At 77.0% G+C, this 17,674-nt stretch carries 18 protein-coding genes; 10 read left to right on the top strand and 8 right to left on the bottom strand.

The annotated features are described in order from the left end of the window. Positions 1–82: 82 nt before the first annotated feature. Positions 83–700 carry a monooxygenase gene (locus tag DQ240_RS16530; RefSeq protein WP_233498776.1) on the top strand — a complete coding sequence of 206 codons (618 nt, stop codon included), beginning with the start codon at positions 83–85 and terminating at the stop codon, positions 698–700. Here the strand turns inward: DQ240_RS16530 and DQ240_RS16525 are convergent. The 5 genes from DQ240_RS16525 to DQ240_RS16500 form a co-directional block, all read right to left on the bottom strand. Continuing rightward, positions 690–1,697 carry a nitroreductase family protein gene (locus DQ240_RS16525; RefSeq protein WP_158548746.1) on the bottom strand — a complete coding sequence of 336 codons (1,008 nt, stop codon included), beginning with the start codon at positions 1,695–1,697 and terminating at the stop codon, positions 690–692. The two genes, DQ240_RS16530 and DQ240_RS16525, sit on opposite strands and share 11 nt — an antisense overlap. Before the next feature lie 86 nt (positions 1,698–1,783). Beyond that, positions 1,784–2,719, bottom strand: coding sequence for an MEDS domain-containing protein (locus DQ240_RS16520; RefSeq protein ID WP_113840717.1), 936 nt, complete (start codon positions 2,717–2,719; stop codon positions 1,784–1,786). Continuing rightward, positions 2,716–3,543 (bottom strand): MEDS domain-containing protein, encoded by an 828-nt coding sequence (locus DQ240_RS16515; protein ID WP_113840716.1) that lies wholly within the window; start codon positions 3,541–3,543, stop codon positions 2,716–2,718. The genes DQ240_RS16520 and DQ240_RS16515 overlap by 4 nt, the downstream gene beginning before the upstream one ends. Positions 3,544–3,616: 73 nt before the next feature. Continuing rightward, complete coding sequence (locus DQ240_RS23665; RefSeq protein WP_199589353.1) at positions 3,617–4,321, bottom strand: YidH family protein; 705 nt, start codon at positions 4,319–4,321, stop codon at positions 3,617–3,619. Beyond that, positions 4,318–5,199: an LLM class flavin-dependent oxidoreductase gene (locus DQ240_RS16500; protein ID WP_113840714.1), complete on the bottom strand. Its 882-nt coding sequence runs from the start codon at positions 5,197–5,199 to the stop codon at positions 4,318–4,320. Before DQ240_RS16500 ends, DQ240_RS23665 begins: the two co-directional genes overlap by 4 nt. An 88-nt stretch (positions 5,200–5,287) precedes the next feature. Between DQ240_RS16500 and DQ240_RS16495 the strand changes: the two genes are divergently transcribed. The 3 genes from DQ240_RS16495 to DQ240_RS16485 are packed head-to-tail and all read left to right on the top strand — an operon-like array spanning position 5,288 to position 7,190. Beyond that, complete coding sequence (locus DQ240_RS16495) at positions 5,288–5,776, top strand: MarR family winged helix-turn-helix transcriptional regulator (RefSeq protein WP_113840713.1); 489 nt, start codon at positions 5,288–5,290, stop codon at positions 5,774–5,776. After that, positions 5,773–6,228, top strand: coding sequence for a DUF5313 family protein (locus DQ240_RS16490; protein ID WP_113840712.1), 456 nt, complete (start codon positions 5,773–5,775; stop codon positions 6,226–6,228). Before DQ240_RS16495 ends, DQ240_RS16490 begins: the two co-directional genes overlap by 4 nt. Positions 6,229–6,272: 44 nt before the next feature. Beyond that, positions 6,273–7,190: an aldose 1-epimerase family protein gene (locus DQ240_RS16485; RefSeq protein ID WP_113840711.1), complete on the top strand. Its 918-nt coding sequence runs from the start codon at positions 6,273–6,275 to the stop codon at positions 7,188–7,190. Positions 7,191–7,234: 44 nt separating this feature from the next. Here the strand turns inward: DQ240_RS16485 and DQ240_RS16480 are convergent, their stop codons facing one another. Both DQ240_RS16480 and xylA read right to left on the bottom strand, forming a co-directional pair. Then, positions 7,235–8,644: a xylulokinase gene (locus tag DQ240_RS16480; RefSeq protein ID WP_113840795.1), complete on the bottom strand. Its 1,410-nt coding sequence runs from the start codon at positions 8,642–8,644 to the stop codon at positions 7,235–7,237. Positions 8,645–8,648: 4 nt separating this feature from the next. Next, positions 8,649–9,839: a xylose isomerase gene (gene xylA / locus DQ240_RS16475; RefSeq protein WP_113840710.1), complete on the bottom strand. Its 1,191-nt coding sequence runs from the start codon at positions 9,837–9,839 to the stop codon at positions 8,649–8,651. 72 nt (positions 9,840–9,911) lie between these two features. On the opposite strand from xylA, the gene DQ240_RS16470 reads away from it, so the two are divergent. The 6 genes from DQ240_RS16470 to DQ240_RS16445 all read left to right on the top strand — a co-directional run bounded on the left by DQ240_RS16470 (position 9,912) and on the right by DQ240_RS16445 (position 17,015). Then, positions 9,912–11,114, top strand: a complete 1,203-nt coding sequence (locus DQ240_RS16470; RefSeq protein ID WP_113840709.1) for an ROK family transcriptional regulator — start codon at positions 9,912–9,914, stop codon at positions 11,112–11,114. A gap of 85 nt (positions 11,115–11,199) precedes the next feature. After that, positions 11,200–11,829: a YitT family protein gene (locus DQ240_RS16465; protein WP_113840708.1), complete on the top strand. Its 630-nt coding sequence runs from the start codon at positions 11,200–11,202 to the stop codon at positions 11,827–11,829. Positions 11,830–11,864: 35 nt separating this feature from the next. After that, the gene (locus tag DQ240_RS16460) at positions 11,865–12,635 is read left to right on the top strand and encodes a (Fe-S)-binding protein (protein WP_113840707.1); all 771 of its coding nucleotides are present in this window, start codon (positions 11,865–11,867) and stop codon (positions 12,633–12,635) included. Next, positions 12,632–14,092, top strand: a complete 1,461-nt coding sequence (locus DQ240_RS16455; protein WP_113840706.1) for a LutB/LldF family L-lactate oxidation iron-sulfur protein — start codon at positions 12,632–12,634, stop codon at positions 14,090–14,092. The genes DQ240_RS16460 and DQ240_RS16455 overlap by 4 nt, the downstream gene beginning before the upstream one ends. Beyond that, on the top strand, positions 14,089–14,712 hold the full coding sequence (locus DQ240_RS16450; RefSeq protein WP_113840705.1) for an LUD domain-containing protein: 624 nt from the start codon (positions 14,089–14,091) through the stop codon (positions 14,710–14,712). Before DQ240_RS16455 ends, DQ240_RS16450 begins: the two co-directional genes overlap by 4 nt. Beyond that, complete coding sequence (locus DQ240_RS16445; RefSeq protein ID WP_113840704.1) at positions 14,709–17,015, top strand: helix-turn-helix domain-containing protein; 2,307 nt, start codon at positions 14,709–14,711, stop codon at positions 17,013–17,015. Before DQ240_RS16450 ends, DQ240_RS16445 begins: the two co-directional genes overlap by 4 nt. On the opposite strand, the gene DQ240_RS16440 is transcribed toward DQ240_RS16445, so the two are convergent. Continuing rightward, a complete protein-coding gene (locus tag DQ240_RS16440) occupies positions 16,991–17,650 on the bottom strand; it encodes a hemerythrin domain-containing protein (protein ID WP_113840703.1) in 660 nt (219 codons plus the stop codon). The two genes, DQ240_RS16445 and DQ240_RS16440, sit on opposite strands and share 25 nt — an antisense overlap. Between the last annotated feature and the right edge of the window lie 24 nt (positions 17,651–17,674).

Below are 17,674 nucleotides of genomic sequence, written 5' to 3'. Positions count from 1 at the left end.
CACGTCAGCGCCCGGCGGGCTCCTCGTCACCCTGCACCTGTGGGGCGTCTCCGGCGCGGGCGTCCCCCGGGCGCTGGCGCACATGGCCGCCGACCGGCCGCGGATCCGCCGCGCCCCCGGCCTGCGGTTCGCCAAGCTCCTGGGTACCGGCAGCGGGCGCAGCTTCACGGTGCGCGACGCCGACCCGCGGCGCTGGGGCCTGCTCGCGGTGTGGGACGACGAGGCGGCGGCGGCCTCCGTCCCCGTGGTCGACGGCTGGCGGCGGTTCGCCGACGAGGAGTGGTCGGCCCGGCTGCGGCCGCTCACCGCCCGCGGTCTGTGGTCCCGCCGCGAGCCGTTCGGCCGGCCGACGCCCACCCGGTGGGACGGGCCCGTCGCCGCGGTCACCCGGGCCCGGCTGGTGACCCGCAAGGCGGTGCGCTTCTGGTCCGCGGTGCCCCCGGTCTCGGCCGACCTGCACCGCTCCCCCGGTCTTCGGATGGCGCTGGGCATCGGCGAGGCCCCGCTCGGGCTCCAGGGGACCTTCAGCGTCTGGGAGTCCGGCGCGGCGCTCAACGCCTTCGCCTACGACCGGGCGCCGCACGCCGCCGTCGTCACCCGGACCGCGACGGAGGGCTGGTACGCCGAGGAGCTGTTCGCCCGCCTCGCAGTCCTCTCCACCGCCGGCACGGTCGACGGCGTCGACCCCCTCATCCGCTGAAGGTGAGCACCTCGGCGACGGGACGGCGGTTGGTCGACGGCGTGCGGTCGCTGCTCGGGTAGCCCAGCCGCAGCAGCATCTGCGGGTGCCCGATCAGGGACAGCCGGCCGCGCAGCTGCGCGCGGGTGGCCGGCCAGTCCAGCGCCTGGGTGAGCGGCGAGGCGGCGAGCCCCGCGACGGTGGCCCGCAGCAGCACCTGGCCCAGCGCCCGCCCGGCGGTGAGCCAGGCCATGGTGTCGTCGTTGTCGGTGCCCATCAGCACGACGGCCGGCCGCTCGACCTCCGGCGGCGGCGCGTCGGGGTCGGCCGGGTTGTGGAACGGGGACCGGCCGGCCGGCCGGGAGCCGACGACGAAGTCGCGGACCAGCCAGTTCGAGGGACGGGCCGCCGGGTCGTCCTCGGGGACGGCGGCCACCGGGATCCCGTCGACCGCGGCCGGGTCGGTGCGCAGCCACTGCTGGAGCTCGGCCACGTAGTCCGGCTCGCCCTGCTCCATCTCCTCGGCCCGGGAGACGAGGAAGGCGGTCGCGACCTCCTCGTCGGTCCCGCTGACCGGCTTCAGCCACACGGAGAAGGTGGCCGCCGCACGCTGCAGGTCGTCGAGCACCTCGGCCGGCACCGCCTCCGGCCGGAACGGCGCCCGCTCGGTGTGCCGGCTGGCGATCGCCGCGCCCAGGGCCCGGTCCTCGTCGGTGGGGTCGGCGGACCCGGTGACGGTCATCGTGGCCAGGAGGTCGCCGTCGGCCGGGTCGGGCAGCAGCTCGACCGCCACCTCGGCGCCGGCGGCGCGCAGCGCGACGAGCGCGAACTCCACCGCGACGCCGCAGCTGATCACCCGCTGGCGACCGCTGCGGTCGAGGGCGTGCAGCGCCCGCGAGGGGTCGGTGCGGACGTCGAGGCGGTCCCCGGCCACGGTGAACGACCACGGCTGCGTGTTGTGGATCGACGGCGCGCGCGTCGCGGCCTCCACCACACGGCTCCACTGCTCCCGGTCCACCGGCCACCTCCTGTCCGGCCCCGAGCGGGGCACGCTGCTGCCGTGTCCTGCCTACCCCATGCCGGCAGTCCCGACAGCACGCGGGCTCAGGGGCCGAAGAACAGCCGGACCGTCGTGCCCGACGGGCCGGTGACGAGGGCGGCGTCGTCGGCCAGCCTCCAGGCCAGCCACATCCCGTGCGGCCCGTCGCCCGGGCCGGGCGGGACGTAGCCGAGCGTCTCGTCGGCGAGGCCGGGGCCGGAGTCGGCCACCTCCACGACGAAGGTGTCGCCGTCGGTCCAGGTCGCCAGCTCGGCGAACGCGGCCACCGCGAGCGCGTTCTGCACGACCTCGTGACCGGCGAGGACGACGTCGCCGACCCGTGCCCGCCGGTCGTCGGGCACCGCCGCGCAGATGGTGCGGCGGGCCTCCCACGGGCTGGTCACCAGGTGCACCGCGGCGTCCGCCGGGCGGGGCCCCCACGCCGGCTGGGCCGACCGGAGGAAGGCCACCGGGTCCTCGTAGCCGGCCTGCTCGACCGGGGCCCCGGCCCCCCAGGTCAGCGGGTGGGTCCGGGCCACGGCGTCCAGGACCGGCTCCGGGAGCCGGCGCCGGTCGTGCAGGCAGAGGCTGTAGTACGGCATGTCGTCGTAGCAGCGGTTGGCCACCGCCTCGAAGCGGCTCCACTCCCGACCCTGGTCCTCGGCGAGCCACACCGGCTCGGCCGCCAGCCGCCAGCTCGCCGCCGACGCGCGCAGCGCCCGGAGGTCGGTGTCGTAGGCCTCCAGCGTGCCGTGCCCGCCCCGCCACCAGGTCTCCGCGGCGGCGAAGACGTCGAGCCGGCCGAGGTCGGCGCCCAGGTGGGCGGCCAGCAGGCTGCGCACCCGCTCACCGGCCACGACCAGCACCGGCTCACCGCGGGAGAACCCCTCCAGGACGAAGGGGACGACCCGGTGGACCAGCTCGTGGTCGGTGCCGAACACGAAGCCCTCGTGCGCGAGCCGGGTGCCGTCCCAGGCGCCGGTCGGCCGGACCCTGCTCACGCCGGCTCGGCGTTCAGTCCGAACAGGGCCAGGCACCGGGCCGGCGACCGCTGCGCCCCGACCAGCCGCACGACCACCCCGCGCCCGGCCAGCTCCGCCACCGTGCGGGCCAGGGCCCGGGCACCGGCGACGTCGAGGAAGGTCAGGTCGGTCAGGTCGAGGTCCAGGACGCCCGGACGGGAACCGGCCACGTCGAGCAGCGCCCGGGCCACGTGCGCGGCCTCGGTGAGGTCCACCTCGCCCCGGAGGGCCAGTGAGCGACCGCGGCCGGAGAGGTGGGCGAGCGGCGGACGCCTCCCGTGGTGCTGGTCCGGGTGCAGGACGACGACCGGACCGAGGACGTCGACGCCGAGCGAGGCGTCGTACAGGCACAGCGCCGTCATGGGCACCTCGCCCATGAGGACGTCGGCCGCCTGCTCGTAGGCGTACAGGTGGTGCAGGTCCTGGCGCGCCAGCGGGCTCACGTCCGCGGCGACCCGCAGACCGGTGCGCCCGCGGTCCACGGCCGCCCGGGTGAGCTCGCGGTAGTGCTCCACCTGCTCGGCCGGCGAGAACGCGGTGTCGGTGGCGTAGCCCTCCGCCGTCGTCCGCACCTCGAGCTGGCCGCTCTCCAGCAGCCGGTCCCGGTCGGGCAGCCCGGCGAGCGCCTCGACCAGCACCGCCCGGGACTCCCCGACCAGCAGCAGCTGCTCGCCGCGACGTCGTCCCTCGTCGAGGTAGGGCAGCACCGCGGCCGCGAGCTCGGCGGGGTCGGCGTACGTCCAGCAGGCGTGGTCCCCCGGCCGCAGGCCGGTCGGGGAGCCGAGGTGCCGGGGCGCGCTCACCCGGCCGACGCTACGCGCGCGCGGCCCCTTCCGGGAGGGTTCGGGGCGGTCGTGTTCCGGAGTCGGCCGGTCGTCAACCGAGAGCGACGTACAGCAACCCGGCCAGGCCGACGAGCGCCACGAACCCGGCGAGCAGCGCCGCCGGGAGTCCCGGCCCGGGGACCCCGCCCCCGTCGGCCGCGGCCAGCGCACCGGTCGCGTCGCGGTAGCGCCGCCGGGCGACCCGCCAGAGCAGCGCGCCGACCGCTCCGCCGGCGGCCAGGAGCACGGCGGCGACCGGCCCGCCCGACGGCGCCGCGAGCCGGGCGGCGACCACCGCGCCGGCGGCTGCGCCCAGCGCCGTCCGCTGCCAGGCCAGCGCGGTGCGCTCCGCCTGCGCCGCCGCCTCCAGCGCGGGCACCGGGCGGCCCGGCGCCGTCACGCCGTCGCCAGGCCGATCAGCACCAGGGAGCCCGGAGACGGAGACGCCGACCGCCACCACCGGGCCCAGCAGGGACGCCGGCAACGGCTGCCGCAGCCGCAGCGCCCGCTCGACCGCCGCCCAGCGGAACCAGGCGAGCACCGGCGTCCCCGCGCCCAGGGTGGTGAGGAGCACCGCGGCGGACAGCCGGAGCCCCCCGGCGACCGGGAGGTCCAGGGCCTCGAGCGCCACGCCGCCGGCCGCCAGCGCCAGGGCGGTGCGGATCCAGGCGAGGAAGGTGCGCTCGTTCGCCAGACTGGCACGCGGGTCGGGCTCGGCGCCCACTCCGGAGACCGAGCGGGGGAAGCGGCCGGTCACGGGGTGTGGGTCTCCACCACCGTCGCGAGGCGGTCGGCGGGCACGCCGCGGCCGTCGTCCGGGCGCGGCCAGTGCACGGCGACCTCGTCGATGCCGGCCTCGGCCAGCCGGCCCACCGTGTCCCGGTAGCGCTCGGCGCTCTCGAACGGCCAGGTCACCTCGACCCCGACGAGGACGACGCGTCGCAGCGCCGACGCCGTGCGCCCCTCCTCGGCGAGCGTCGCGGTCAGCCGCCGGCTCTGCGCGGCGACCGCGGCCAGCCACTCCTCCGCGGGGACGTCGGGCCCGAAGGGGCCGTAGGTGACCCAGCCGGAGCCGTACCGCGCGGCCAGCCGCAGCGCCCGCGGGCCGGTCGCCGCGACCGTGAACGGCACCCGCGGCGACTGCACGCAGCCGGGGATCTGGTGGGCGTCGACGGCGGCGTACTCCCCCGCCGCAGCGGTCGTCACCGGTTCGCGCAGCAGCCGGTCCAGCAGGTCGAGCCAGTCGGCGAACCGGGCCGTCCGCTCCGCGCGGCTGCGCGGTGGCTCGCCGAGCACCCGGGCGTCCGGGCCCTCGGTGCCGACGCCGACACCCAGCTCGAGCCGGCCGCCGGAGAGCTGGTCGAGCGTCATCAGCTCCTTGGCGAACGGTACCGGGTGGCGGAAGTTCGGCGAGGCGACCAGCGTGCCCAGCCGCACCCGCTCCGTGGTGGCGGCCGCCGCGGCCAGCAGCGGCACCGCGCCGTACCAGGGGTTCTGCCGCAGCAGGGGCCAGGAGAGGTGGTCGTAGGTCCACACGGTGCGGACGCCGGCGGCCTCGGCGGCACGGACGTCGTCCAGGAAGGTGGACACCGGGTGCCGGTCGGGCAGGACGACGGCGGAGAGCTGGGGGGTCACCGCGTCAGTATCGGACCGGCCCTGTCGGGACCGGGATCACAGGGGCACCAACGGTTGGGGCACCAACGGAGGGCGTACCGTCGGTGGCATGACGTCGACACCGGGTCCCGGGCCCGCCGACGACCCCCTGGCCCTGGAGCGGCAGGTGTGCTTCGCGCTCTCGGTCGCGGCGCGGACCGTGGTCTCGGTCTACCGCCCGTGGCTCGAGCCGATGGGCCTCACCCACCCGCAGTACCTCGTGATGCTGGCGCTGTGGCAGCACGGGCCCCTGGCGCTCAAGGACCTGAGCCGGCTGCTGCAGCTGGACCCCGGGACGCTCTCCCCGCTGGTCAAGCGGCTGGAGGCGGCCGGCTACGTGCGCCGGGACCGGGACCCCCGCGACGAGCGGAACCTGGCCATCGCCCTCACCGACACCGGACGGGCGCTGCGCGAGCGGGCCGAGCGGATCCCGGCCGGGATCGTCGCCTCCCTGGGGCTGCCGGTCGAGGACCTGCTCGCGCTGCAGCGGGCGCTGACCCGCGTCAACGCCGCCGCCGTGGACGCCCTCGCCCGCCCGCTGCCCGAGGTGGCCTCGTGACCCGGCCCGCCGAGGCGCCGGTGCCCGCCGAGCCGGTCGTGCGGCCGAACCCGCTGCGCTGGCTGGGCTACGCCCTCGGCACCGGCCTCCCCGCGCGGCACAGCAGCTGGGTCCTGTTCGACGTCACCACGGGCACGTGGGTGCTGCGGCACGCCGCCCGGACGCTGGTGCAGCTGGCGGTGCCGGTCCTGCTGATCGTGGTCTTCGTCCCCGGTCCGCTCGGGCTGCGGCTGGGCATGTCGCTGATCGGCGTCATCCTCGGGATGGCGTTCTCGCTGGCGTACATGACCGAGACGGTGGAGAACCGGGTCCGCAAGGCCGGCTACCCGATCGGCAGCGCGCAGGCCGGCCGCGACCGGTTGTCCGCCGAGCGTGAGGTGGTCGCCTCGCAGCGCCGGCGGGAGGCCGCGGCCAGGCGGGCGGAGCGCTACCGGTCCCGCCAGGGCCGCTGAGGGAGGATCCCCGGGTCCCCCGCGCCGTCCCCCGAGGAGCCCGTGTGCCCGTCCGCCCGACCGGTGAGCAGTTCGTCCTGACCTCCGGCCCCGCCGAGGTGACGGTGGTCGAGGTGGGTGCGGGGCTGCGGTCCTACCGGCACGCGGGCCGGGAGCTGCTCGACGGCTACGCCGAGACCGAGATCCCCCGCTACAGCCGCGGGGAGGTGCTCGCCCCGTGGCCGAACCGCATCGCCGACGGCCGCTGGTCGTGGGACGGCGTCGAGCACCAGCTGGCCCTCACCGAGCCCGACCGGGCCACCGCCATCCACGGGCTGGTGAACCACGTGCCCTGGACGGTCCTCGACCGCGGTCCCGACCGCCTGGAGCTCGGGTACCTGCTGCACCCCCAACCGGGCTACCCGTTCGCGCTGCGCCTGCGGATCGCCTACGAGCTGACGGGCGAGGGCCTGCGGATCACGCCGACGGCGACGAACGAGGGCGACGTCCCGCTGCCCTACGGCGAGGGTCACCACCCCTACCTCGCCGCCGGGGCCGACCTGCACGTCGACGACTGCACGCTCGTCAGCCCCGCCGCCACCCGGCTGACGACCGACGAGCGGCTGATCCCGACCGGCCGGGAGCCGGTGGCCGGCACCCCCGCCGACCTGCGGCGCGGGCGGCGGCTGGGCGACCTGCGGCTGGACGACTGCTTCACCGACCTGGAGCGCGGCGCCGACGGACGGGCGGTCGTGCGGCTGACCCGACCCGACGGCACCGGCGCCGGCGTCTGGATGGACGGCACCTACGGCTACCTGCAGCTGTTCACCGGCGACACGATCCCCGGGGACGGACGCCGCCGCGGCGTGGCGGTCGAGCCGATGACCTGCCCGCCGAACGCCTTCGTCACCGGCGAGGCCGTGCTGCGGCTGGCCCCCGGCGAGTCCGTCAGCGGGAGCTGGGGGCTGTTCCCGATCGGCTGAGCGGAGTCGCTCGAGTGCGGAAACCGCTCTCGAGCGACTCCGTTTCAGACTCTGCTGAGCGTCAGGTCGCGGGCCTCGGCGTAGCGGGCGCGGACGCCGGGCTGCGGATCGGCCTCGTGCACCTCCGTGCCGGGCAGCGGCCACTCGGGCGGGGTGTCCCCACCGGCGAGCACCCACGCAGCCTGCCGCGCGGCGCCGTCGGCGACGTACTCCCCCGGCGGCGGCACCAGCACCGGTACCCCGAGAACCGCCGGCGCGAGGGCCCGCACCGCGGCCGACCGGGCCCCGCCGCCGACCAGCAGGACCCGGCGGACCGGTGTCCCGCCCGCGGCCACGGCGTCCAGGCCGTCGGCCAGCCCGCACAGCAGGCCCTCGACCGCGGCCCGCGCCAGGTGCGCCGGCTCCGCGGTGCCGAGGGTGAGCCCGTGCAGCGCACCGGTCGACGCCGGCCGGTCCGGCGTGCGCTCGCCCTCCAGGTACGGCACCAGCACCAGCCCGCCCGCGCCGGCCGGCGCCGACAGCGCCAACCGGGACAGCTCGTCGTGGTCGACGCCGACCAGCCGGGCGGTCGCGTCCAGCACCCGGGCGGCGTTGAGCGTGGCGATCAGCGGCAGGAAGTGGCCCGTAGCGTCGGCGAACCCGGCCACCGTGCCCGAGGGGTCGGCGACCGGCGTCGAGGACACCATGGAGACCACGCCCGACGTCCCGATCGAGACGACGACGTCACCCGGCTCCGCGGCCAGGCCCAGGGCTGCGGCCGCGTTGTCCCCGGTGCCGGGACCGAGGACCGCGCCGGAGGGTGTGGACCCGGCGGCCTCGGCCGGGCCCAGGACCCGCGGGACGACGGGTGTGCTGCCGAGAGCGCGCTGCAGCAGGTCGGGCCGGTACTCCCCCGTCGCCGCCGACCAGTACCCGGTGCCGCTGGCGTCGCCGCGGTCGGTCACCAGCGCCCCGAGACCCGGCTCCCCGGCGAGCACCCACGACAGCCAGTCGTGCGGCAGGCAGACGGCGGCGGTCCGTTCGGCGTTCGCCGGCTCGTGCTCGGCCAGCCAGCGCAGCTTGGTGACGGTGAACGACGCGACCGGCACCAGCCCGACGGCCTCGGCCCACGCCCGCCGGCCCGCCTCGCCCCCGCCGAGCTCCTCGATCAGGTCGGTGGCCGCACCCGCGGAGCGGGTGTCGTTCCACAGCAGCGCCGGGCGCACCACCGCGCCGTCGGCGTCCAGGCAGACCATGCCGTGCTGCTGGCCGCCCACGGCGACCGCGGCGACGTCGTCCAGCCCGCCGGCCCGGGCGACGGCGACGTCCAGCGCCGCCGCCCAGGCCGCGGGGTCGACCTCGGTGCCGTCGGGGTGCGGGGCGCGGCCCTCGCGGACCAGGCGGCCCGTGCCGGCGTCCCGGACCACGACCTTGCAGGCCTGGGTCGACGTGTCGACCCCCGCGACGAGCGCCACCGGGTCAGCGGGCGCCGAGGGCGTGCTCGACCGCGAGCTGCGAGAGCCGGACCGCGCCGGCACCGCGCGCCGCGGCGGCCTCGACGTCGAACTCCTCGAACGCCGACCGGTCGGCCAGCAGCTGCTCGTACGTCTCGCCCTCGCCGAGGGTCGGCCGCGCGAGCTCGGGCACGCGGGCGGCGGCCAGCGCCTCCTGCACCTCCGGGTCCGCGCGGAAGGCGAGCGCGCGCTCCTTGAGCAGCAGGTAGGTGCGCATGTTGGCCGCGGCCGAGCGCCAGACGCCGTCCATGTCCTCGGTGCGCAGCGGCTTGTAGTCGAAGTGCCGCGGGCCCTCGTAGCGCGGGCCGCCGGAGGGGAAGCCGTTCTCGAGCAGGTCGACGGTGGCGAACGCGCTCAGCAGGTCGCCGTGGCCGAACACGAGGTCCTGGTCGAACTTCGGCCCGTGCTGGCCGTTGAGGTCGAGGTGGAAGAGCTTGCCCTGCCACAGCGCCTGCGCGATGCCGTGCGTGTAGTTGAGGTTGGCCATCTGCTCGTGCCCGACCTCGGGGTTGAGCCCCACCAGGTCGGCGTGCTGCAAGGTGGAGATGAAGCCCAGCGCGTGCCCGATGGTGGGCAGGAAGATGTCGCCGCGCGGCTCGTTGGGCTTGGGCTCGAGGGCGAAGCGCAGACCGTAGCCGCGGTCGATCGAGTACTGGGCGAGGGTGTCGATGCCCTCGCGGTAGCGGTCCAGCGCCGCGCCCAGGTCCTTGGCGACGTCGACCTCGGTGCCCTCGCGGCCGCCCCACAGCACGTACGTCTGCGCGCCGAGCTCCGCGGCCAGGTCCATGTTCCGCATGACCTTGCGCAGCGCGTACCGGCGGACGTCGCGGTCGTTGGCGGTGAGCGCGCCCTCCTTGAACACCGGGTGGGTGAACAGGTTGGTGGTCACCATCGGCACGACCAGGCCGGTCTCCTCCAGCGCCGCCCGGAACCGCTTGACGTGCTGCTCGCGGCCGGCGTCGTCGCTGCCGAACGGGATCAGGTCGTCGTCGTGGAACGTCACGCCGTACGCGCCCATCTCCGCCAGCCGGTGCACCGACTCGACCGGGTCGACCGCCTCCCGCGTGGCGTCGCCGAACGGGTCGCGGGCCTGCCAGCCCACGGTCCAGAGGCCGAACGTGAACTTGTCCTCGCGGGTGGGCTGCGTCGCGCTCATCGGTGGTCCCCTCGGGTGATGCGGTTTTGTCGCACCATAGAACAAAACCGATGGGCCCACTAGCCTGGCGGCATGGCGGACGGCGAGGCGGTGCAGCTCGGCGCGCGCCAGTCGACGCTGCGCGCCAGCAACCTCGGCCTCGTCCTCCGGACCGTCTGCGCGGCCGACGCGCCGCCGTCGCGCGCCGACGTGGCCGCCCGCACCGGCATGACCCGCGCGACCGCCGCCCGGCTGGTCGACGGGCTCGTCGCCGGTGGTCTCCTCGTCGAGGGCGAGCGGGACCCGCTCCCGCGCCGGGGGCGGCCGGGCACCCCGCTGCTGCCGGGCGGGCGGGTGGCCGCGCTCGGGCTGCAGGTCGACGCCGGCCTGCTCGCCGCCCGCGTGCTGGACCTCCGGGGCCGGGTGGTCGCCGAGCGGCTGGTGGACGGCGACTGGGTGGGCAGCGACCCGGGGCCGACGCTGGAGCGCCTGGGCCGGCTGGCCGCCGATGTGCTGCGCGACCTCGCGGGCCGGGTGCGCCTGGCCGGCGCGGGCCTGGCGCTGCCCGGGATCGTCGACGCCGACCGCGGGGTGCTGCTCCGCGCGCCGAACCTGGGCTGGCACGACCTGCGCCCGGCCGACGTCCTCGCGCCGCACCTGCCCGACGGTCTCGACCCGGTGCTCGGGAACGAGGCCGACCTCGCCGCGCGCACCGTCGCCGAGACCGCTCCCGGCCGCCCCGGGCCCCATCCCGACTTCCTCTACGTCTCCGGGCAGATCGGCGTCGGCGGGGCGGTCGTCCTCGACGGGCGGGTGATGCGCGGCAGCGCCGGATGGGCCGGCGAGGTCGGGCACGTGTGCGTCGACCCCGACGGGCCGCCCTGCCGGTGCGGGTCCACCGGGTGCCTGGAGCAGTACGCCGGCCGGCACGCCCTCCTGGCCGCCGCGGGCCTCCCGCGCGACGCCTCGCCGGGCCAGTTGCTCGACAACGCCGCCACCGGGGACCCGTCCGCCCGGGCCGCGCTCGACGGGGCACGACGGGCGCTGGCGATCGCGCTGGCCGGTGTCCTCAACGTGCTGGACATCCCGACCGTCGTCCTCGGCGGGCACCTGGGCGGGCTCGCCGCCGAACTGGGGCCGGGGCTGGAGGACGGGCTGGCCGCGCGGGTGCTGTCGGCACGGTGGCGCAGGCCGCGGCTCGAGGCCGCCGCGCCCGACGCGGCACCCGCGGCCACCGGCGCCGCCCTGCGCGCCCTCGCCGACGTGCTCGCCGACCCGGTCCGCTGGCTGGACTGACCGGCCCCTCGCGTGACACCGGTCGATGCCACTTCCGCCCCGGTGGCCTGGCCGGGGCGCGCCGTGGATACCGCAGGGTGGACGGGTGCCGCTCCGCCCCCTCCCCGCCAGGCTCCCCCGCCGGCTGGCGAACCTGTACCTCGGCCTGATCACCTACGGCGTCTCGATGGCCCTGCTGATCCGCTCGTCGCTGGGCAACATGCCGTGGGACGTCCTGCACCAGGGCCTCGCGGAGCGGGTGCCGCTGTCGCTGGGCACCGTCACCGTCGTCGTCGGCGTCCTGGTGCTGCTGGCCTGGGTGCCGCTGCGCCAGCGGCCCGGGCTCGGCACGGTGAGCAACGTCGTCGTCATCGGGGTGGTCGTCGACGCCGGCCTCGCCGTCCTGCCCGAGCCCTCGGCCATGGCGTGGCGGATCGCCTTCGCGGCCGCCGGCATCGGGCTCAACGCGGTGGGCACCGCGCTGTACATCGGCGCGCGTCTGGGCCCCGGTCCACGCGACGGGTTGATGACCGGAATCTGCGCGCGCACCGGATGGCCGGTCCGCTGGGTGCGGACCTCCATCGAGGTCGGCGTCGTGCTCACCGGCTGGGCCCTGGGCGGCACCCTGGGGCCGGCGACCGTCGCCTACGCGCTGCTGGTCGGCCCGCTGGTCCACCCGCTACTGCCGCGCCTCACCGTGCGGGACCCTGCGGAGGTCGCCGCGCCGGCGGCATGATGCGCTGACCGACCGACTGAGCGGGAGGTGTCCCCATGAGGGTGGCCCTGTTCGCGACCTGCCTGGTGGACACCCTGGTCCCGCAGGTGGCGACCGCGACGGCGACGCTGCTGCAGCGGCTCGGCCACGAGGTCGTCGTCCCGTCGGGGCAGTCCTGCTGCGGGCAGATGCACGTCAACACCGGCTACCGGCGCGAGGCGGTGCCCATCGTCGCCAACCACGTGCGGGCGTTCTCCGGCGGCGGCATCGACGCGGTCGTGGCGCCGTCCGGATCGTGCGTCGCCTCGATCCACCACCAGCAGGCGATGGTCGCCCGCCGGGCCGGGGAGGACGGTCTCGCCGACGACGCCGAGGCGCTGGCCGGGCGCACGTACGAGCTGTCGCAGTTCCTCGTCGACGTCCTCGGCGTGACCGACGTCGGCGCCTACTACCCGCACCGCGTCACCTACCACCCGACCTGCCACTCGCTGCGCCTTCTGCGGGTCGGCGACCGGCCGCTGCGACTGCTGCGGGCGGTCCGCGGCCTGGAGCTGGTGGAGCTGCCGGGCGCGGAGTCCTGCTGCGGCTTCGGCGGAACCTTCGCGGTCAAGAACGCCGACACCTCGACGGCGATGCTGACGGACAAGCTGGCGAACGTGCTGAGCACCGACGCCGAGGTGTGCTCCGCCGGCGACAGCTCCTGCCTGATGCACATCGGCGGCGGTCTCTCCCGGCTGCGGTCGGGCACCCGCACCGTGCACCTCGCCGAGATCCTGGCCTCGACGGAGCAGTCCACCCGCCCCACCACCCCGACGGAGGCCGCATGACCGCCGTCTTCCTCGGCATCCCCACGGCTCCCCCCGGCGTCGGCAACCTGCGCGGCGACCGTTCCTTCCCCGACGCCGCCCGCGACGCGCTGCGCGACGGGCAGCTGCGCGCCAACCTGGGCCACGCGACGACGACGATCCGCGGCAAGCGCGCCGGCGTCGTCGCCGAGGTGCCCGACTGGGCGGAGCTGCGGGAGGCCGGCCGGGCGATCAAGGCCGCGACCATGGCCCGCCTCGACGACCACCTCGAGGAGCTCGAGCGCCAGGTCACCGCCCGCGGCGGCACGGTGCACTGGGCGCGCGACGCCACCGAGGCCAACGAGATCGTGACGCGGCTGGTCCGGGCGACCGGCGCCGACGAGGTGGTCAAGGTCAAGTCGATGGCCACCCAGGAGATCGGCCTCAACGAGGCGCTGGAGGCCGCCGGCATCGAGGCGCTGGAGACCGACCTGGCCGAGCTCATCGTGCAGCTGGGCGAGGACAAGCCCAGCCACATCCTCGTGCCGGCGATCCACAAGAACCGGGCCGAGATCCGCGAGATCTTCGCCCGCGCCATTCCCGGCGTCGACCCAGACCTCACCGACGAGCCGCGCCGGCTCGCCATGGCCGCCCGGGAGCACCTGCGCCAGCGGTTCCTCCGCGCCCGCGTCGCGATCAGCGGGGCCAACTTCGCCGTCGCCGAGACCGGCACCCTCGCGGTGGTGGAGAGCGAGGGCAACGGCCGGATGTGCCTGACCCTGCCGCAGACGCTGATCACCGTCATGGGCATCGAGAAGCTGGTGCCGACCTGGCGCGACCTCGAGGTCTTCCTCCAGCTGCTCCCCCGCAGCTCGACCGGCGAGCGGATGAACCCCTACACCTCGCTGTGGGCCGGCGTGACCCCCGGCGACGGGCCGCAGGAGTTCCACCTGGTGCTGCTGGACAACGGGCGGACGGCGGTGCTGGCCGACGAGGACGGCCGCGAGGCGCTGCACTGCATCCGCTGCTCGGCCTGCCTCAACGTCTGCCCGGTCTACGAGCGCACCGGCGGCCACGCGTACGGGTCGGTGTACCCCGGCCCCATCGGCGCGGTGCTGAGCCCCCAGCTCACCGGGGTGGAGGACAACGCCTCGCTCCCGTACGCGTCGTCGCTGTGCGGCGCCTGCTACGACGTCTGCCCGGTGGCGATCGACATCCCCTCGATCCTCGTGCACCTGCGCGCCGAGCACGTCGAGGCGCAGGAGCGGCCCACCGCCGAGGCGCTCGCGTTCCGCGGGTTGGCGCGGGTCATGGCGCACCCGCGGCTGTGGCGCCTCGCCCAGCGGGCCGCCGGCCTCGGCCGGTTCCTCGCCCGCGGCCGGCCGACCCTGCCCGCCACCCTGCCCCCGCCGGCGAGCGCCTGGACGCGGACCCGTGACCTCCCCACGCCGCCGCGGGAGACCTTCACCCAGGCCTGGGCCCGGGAGCACGGCCGATGAGCGCCCGGGACGAGGTCCTCGGCCGGATCCGCACCGCCCTCGGCGACCGGGGCCCCCTCCCCGAGGTGACCCGCGGCTACCGCACCACCGACGACCGGCCGCTGCCCGAGCTGCTCGACGTCCTCACCGACCGCATCGAGGACTACCGCGCCACCGTGCTGCGCTGCACGCCGGACGCGATCGGCGAGACCGTCGCGGCGGCCCTGGCCGACGTCTCCGGCGACGTCGTCGTCGCCCCCGGGGTCCCCCAGGCGTGGCGGCCGGCGGGCGCGGTCGAGGACGACGGCCGCCCCGCCGTCGGGCTCACGGCCTTCGCCGCCACGCTCACCGGCGTCACCGCCGCCATCGCCGAGACCGGCACGCTGGTGCTGGACGCCTCCCCGGTGTGCGGACGACGGGCGCTGTCGCTGCTGCCCGACGTCCTGGTCTGCGTGGTGACCGCCGACCAGGTCGTCGGCGGGGTCCCCGAGGCCCTGGCCCGGCTCGACCCGCTGCGCCCGCTCACGATGATCAGCGGCCCGTCGGCGACCAGCGACATCGAGCTGCAGCGCGTCGAGGGCGTGCACGGGCCGCGGACCCTCCTCGTGGTGCTCGCGAGCGACCAGCTGGAGCCGCCGTGAGCGGACCGGGCCCCTTCGCCGAGCGGCTGCGCCGGCTGCGCGAGGCCGCGGCGCTCACCCAGGAGGAGCTCGCCGACCGCGCCGGGCTCACCGCCAAGGCGATCGGCGCGCTGGAGCGGGGCGAGCGCCGGCGGCCCTACCCGCACACCGTCCGGGCGCTGGCCGACGCGCTGGCCCTCGACGAGGCGGCGCGGGCGGCTCTGAGCGGGGCCGTCCGGCCGGTGGAGGACGCGCCCGCGGCGCCTCTCCCCCGCCCCCCGGTCGCCCTGGTCGGCCGCGAGACCGAACGCGCCGAGGTCGTCGACCTGCTCCGCGACGGCGGCACCCGGCTGCTGACGCTCACCGGGCCCGGCGGCGTCGGCAAGACGAGCCTCGCCCTCGACGTCGCGCACACGCTGGCCCCCGACCTCCCCGACGGCGTCGTCCTCGTGGAGCTCGCACCGGTGCGCGAGGCGGGGCTGGTGCTGCCGACCATCGCCCGGGCCGTCGGCGGCCAGCAGCCCACCGGTCCCGCGCTCGACGCGCTGGCCACCGTGCTCGGCGGCCGCCGGCTGCTCCTGGTCCTCGACAACCTCGAGCACGTGCTGGCCGCCGCGGCCGACGTCGCCGAGCTGCTCGCCCGCTGCCCCGGGCTGGTGGTGCTGGCCACCAGCCGGGCCGCGCTGCGGGTACGTGCGGAGGTCGAGCGGCCGCTGGAACCGCTGCCCCTCCCCACCGGACCGGCGGTCGCCGCGGTCGCCGCCTCGCCCGCCGCGCGGGTCTTCCTCGACCGGGCGCAGGCCGCCGGTCGCCCGGTGCCGTTGACCGAGCGGACCGCGGCCGACGTCGCCGCGATCTGCCGCCGCCTCGACGGGCTGCCGCTGGCCCTGGAGCTGGCCGCCGCGCACGCCCGCTTCCTCCCGCCCGACGCGCTGCTGGCCCGCCTCGACACCGCCCTCGGCACACCGGGCTCCCGTGACCTCCCGGAACGGCAGCGCACGGTGCGGGCCACGCTGGACTGGAGCCACGACCTGCTCACCGACGCCGAGCAGCGGCTGCTGCGCCGGCTGTCGGTCTTCGCCGGCAGCTTCTCCCTCGACGCGGCGCAGGAGGTGGCCGGTGACGGCGACGTGCTGCCCGTCCTATCCGCGCTCGTCGAGCAGTCGCTAGTGGTGCCCGTCCCGGACGCCGGCGCCCGCTACCGGCTGCTCGAGCCGGTGCGGCAGTACGCCGCCGCCCGGCTGAGCGCGGCCGGAGAGGACGACGAGGTGGCCGACCGCGCCGCCGACCTCTGCCTGCGGCTCGGCGAGCGGGTCCGCACCGCCCTGCTGGGCGCCGACCAGGCCGAGTGGCTCGACGTCCTCGAGCGCGAGCACGGCAACCTCGCCGGCGCCTTCGCCCGGCTGATCGCCACCGGAAGGCTCGCCGCGGCCGCCGAGCTCGGCGCCGACACCTGGCTGTACTGGGCGCTGCGCGGCAACGCCGTCGAGGGCCTCGGCTGGCTGGAGCGGGTCGCCGCCGCGGGAGGCGACCGGCTCGACGACAGGGCCCGGTCGGCGCTGCACCTCGCCCTGGCCGGGCTGCGCTACGCGACCGGCGACGTGCTGGGGACGGCGCGGGACGCCGAGGTGGCCGCCGAGGCCGGCCGGGCCGCCGGGTGCGACGACCGCCGGGTCCAGGCGCTGCTGCTGGCGCCGATGGCGGAGGTCTTCGTCGGGGACCTGGACCGGGCCGCGGCCCGGCTCGACGAGAGCGAGGCGCTCGCCGCGGCGATCGGCCACGAGTGGGCCCGGGCGCACAGCGGCATCGCGCGGGCACAGCTGCTGTTCCGCGCCGGGGACCTCGCCGCGAGCGGGGCGGTGCTGGACGCGGCGGAACGGGACGCCCGCTCGCTGGGCGCCCCGTTCACCCTCGCCGTCGTCCTCAACATGCAGGCGAGCCTCGCGCTGGCCGCCGGGGACCCGGCCGGCGCGCTCGACCCGCTGGCCGAGGCCGCCGACCTGGCGGCCGCGGTCGAGACGACGTGGACGCTGGCCTACACGCTGCCCTCGCTCGCGGTCTGCGCCGCCCAGGGCGGTCGGCACGAGCTGGCCGCCGAGCTGTTCGCGGCCGGCTCGGCCACCGCCGAGGCGGCGTCGGTGGCGGTGTCGTTCCCGCCGGACCTGGAGGCGGCGCGGGGCTGGCTGCCCGTCGTCCGGGAGGCGCTGGGCGAGGAGGCCTTCGACGCCGCCTGGCGCCGGGGGCGGACGCTGCGGCCGGCCGACGTCCCGGCGCTGGCGGCGCGGATCGACCGGCCGGCTCAGCCGCGGACCCGCCGGACGTAGCGCCGGTACTGCCAGGCGAACAGCGTCCGGGCGAGGAGGCGGATCGGCGGCGGCAGGACACCCAGCATCCGGGCGCGCTCCTCGGCGTCGCACTCCTCCAGCACCATCCCGAACATGATCGGCAGCTGCGAGCGCTGCATGTGCGCCATGCCGTGCTGCCCGACGGCCTCCCACTCGGCCTCGGACAGGTGCCGGGCGGCCAGCGGGAGGATCTCGCGCTCCTCGTCGTCCAGGTGCGGCAGGACCGCCGCGGCCAGGGCCTCGACCCCGGCGGCGACCTCCTCGGTGACGGCCGGCCGGGCCTCGGCCTCCCAGCGGCCGAGCGCCGCGCGGAGGACCTCGAGGCGCTCGTGCACCCGCTCGTGGTCGGCCTCCATCCGGTGGACGACCTCGGCCGAGGGCGTGGCCCGCTCCAGCAGCGGCGGCCACAGCATCGCGTCCTCGCCGGTGTGGTGGAGGTGCAGCCCGTCGAGGCACAGCCGCAGGTGGGCGGTGAGGACGGCGGCGCGGGCGGTGTCGCCGGCGGGCACGGCGCGCACCAGGCCGGGCAGGAGCCGGAACTCGCGGCGGAAGGCGCGGTGCACCACGACCATGTCGTGGACGTCGATGAGGCTGGGAGAGGTCGTCTGCGTCATGGGACGAGCCTGTCGGCGGGCGCC

The organism is Blastococcus sp. TF02A-26 (assembly GCF_003319125.1).
Lineage (GTDB): Bacteria > Actinomycetota > Actinomycetes > Mycobacteriales > Geodermatophilaceae > Trujillonella.
This window is presented reverse-complemented; position numbering and strand designations above follow the sequence as displayed.

Excerpts from the sequence above, each read along its gene's own strand:
- DQ240_RS16530 (WP_233498776.1), top strand. The coding sequence starts at position 83 with ATGGCCGCCGACCGGCCGCGGATCCGCCGCGCCCCCGGCCTGCGGTTC.
- DQ240_RS16495 (WP_113840713.1), top strand. The coding sequence starts at position 5,288 with ATGACGTCGACACCGGGTCCCGGGCCCGCCGACGACCCCCTGGCCCTG.
- xylA (WP_113840710.1), bottom strand. The coding sequence starts at position 9,839 with ATGAGCGCGACGCAGCCCACCCGCGAGGACAAGTTCACGTTCGGCCTC.
- DQ240_RS16470 (WP_113840709.1), top strand. The coding sequence starts at position 9,912 with ATGGCGGACGGCGAGGCGGTGCAGCTCGGCGCGCGCCAGTCGACGCTG.
- DQ240_RS16460 (WP_113840707.1), top strand. The coding sequence starts at position 11,865 with ATGAGGGTGGCCCTGTTCGCGACCTGCCTGGTGGACACCCTGGTCCCG.
- DQ240_RS16455 (WP_113840706.1), top strand. The coding sequence starts at position 12,632 with ATGACCGCCGTCTTCCTCGGCATCCCCACGGCTCCCCCCGGCGTCGGC.
- DQ240_RS16450 (WP_113840705.1), top strand. The coding sequence starts at position 14,089 with ATGAGCGCCCGGGACGAGGTCCTCGGCCGGATCCGCACCGCCCTCGGC.
- DQ240_RS16440 (WP_113840703.1), bottom strand. The coding sequence starts at position 17,650 with ATGACGCAGACGACCTCTCCCAGCCTCATCGACGTCCACGACATGGTC.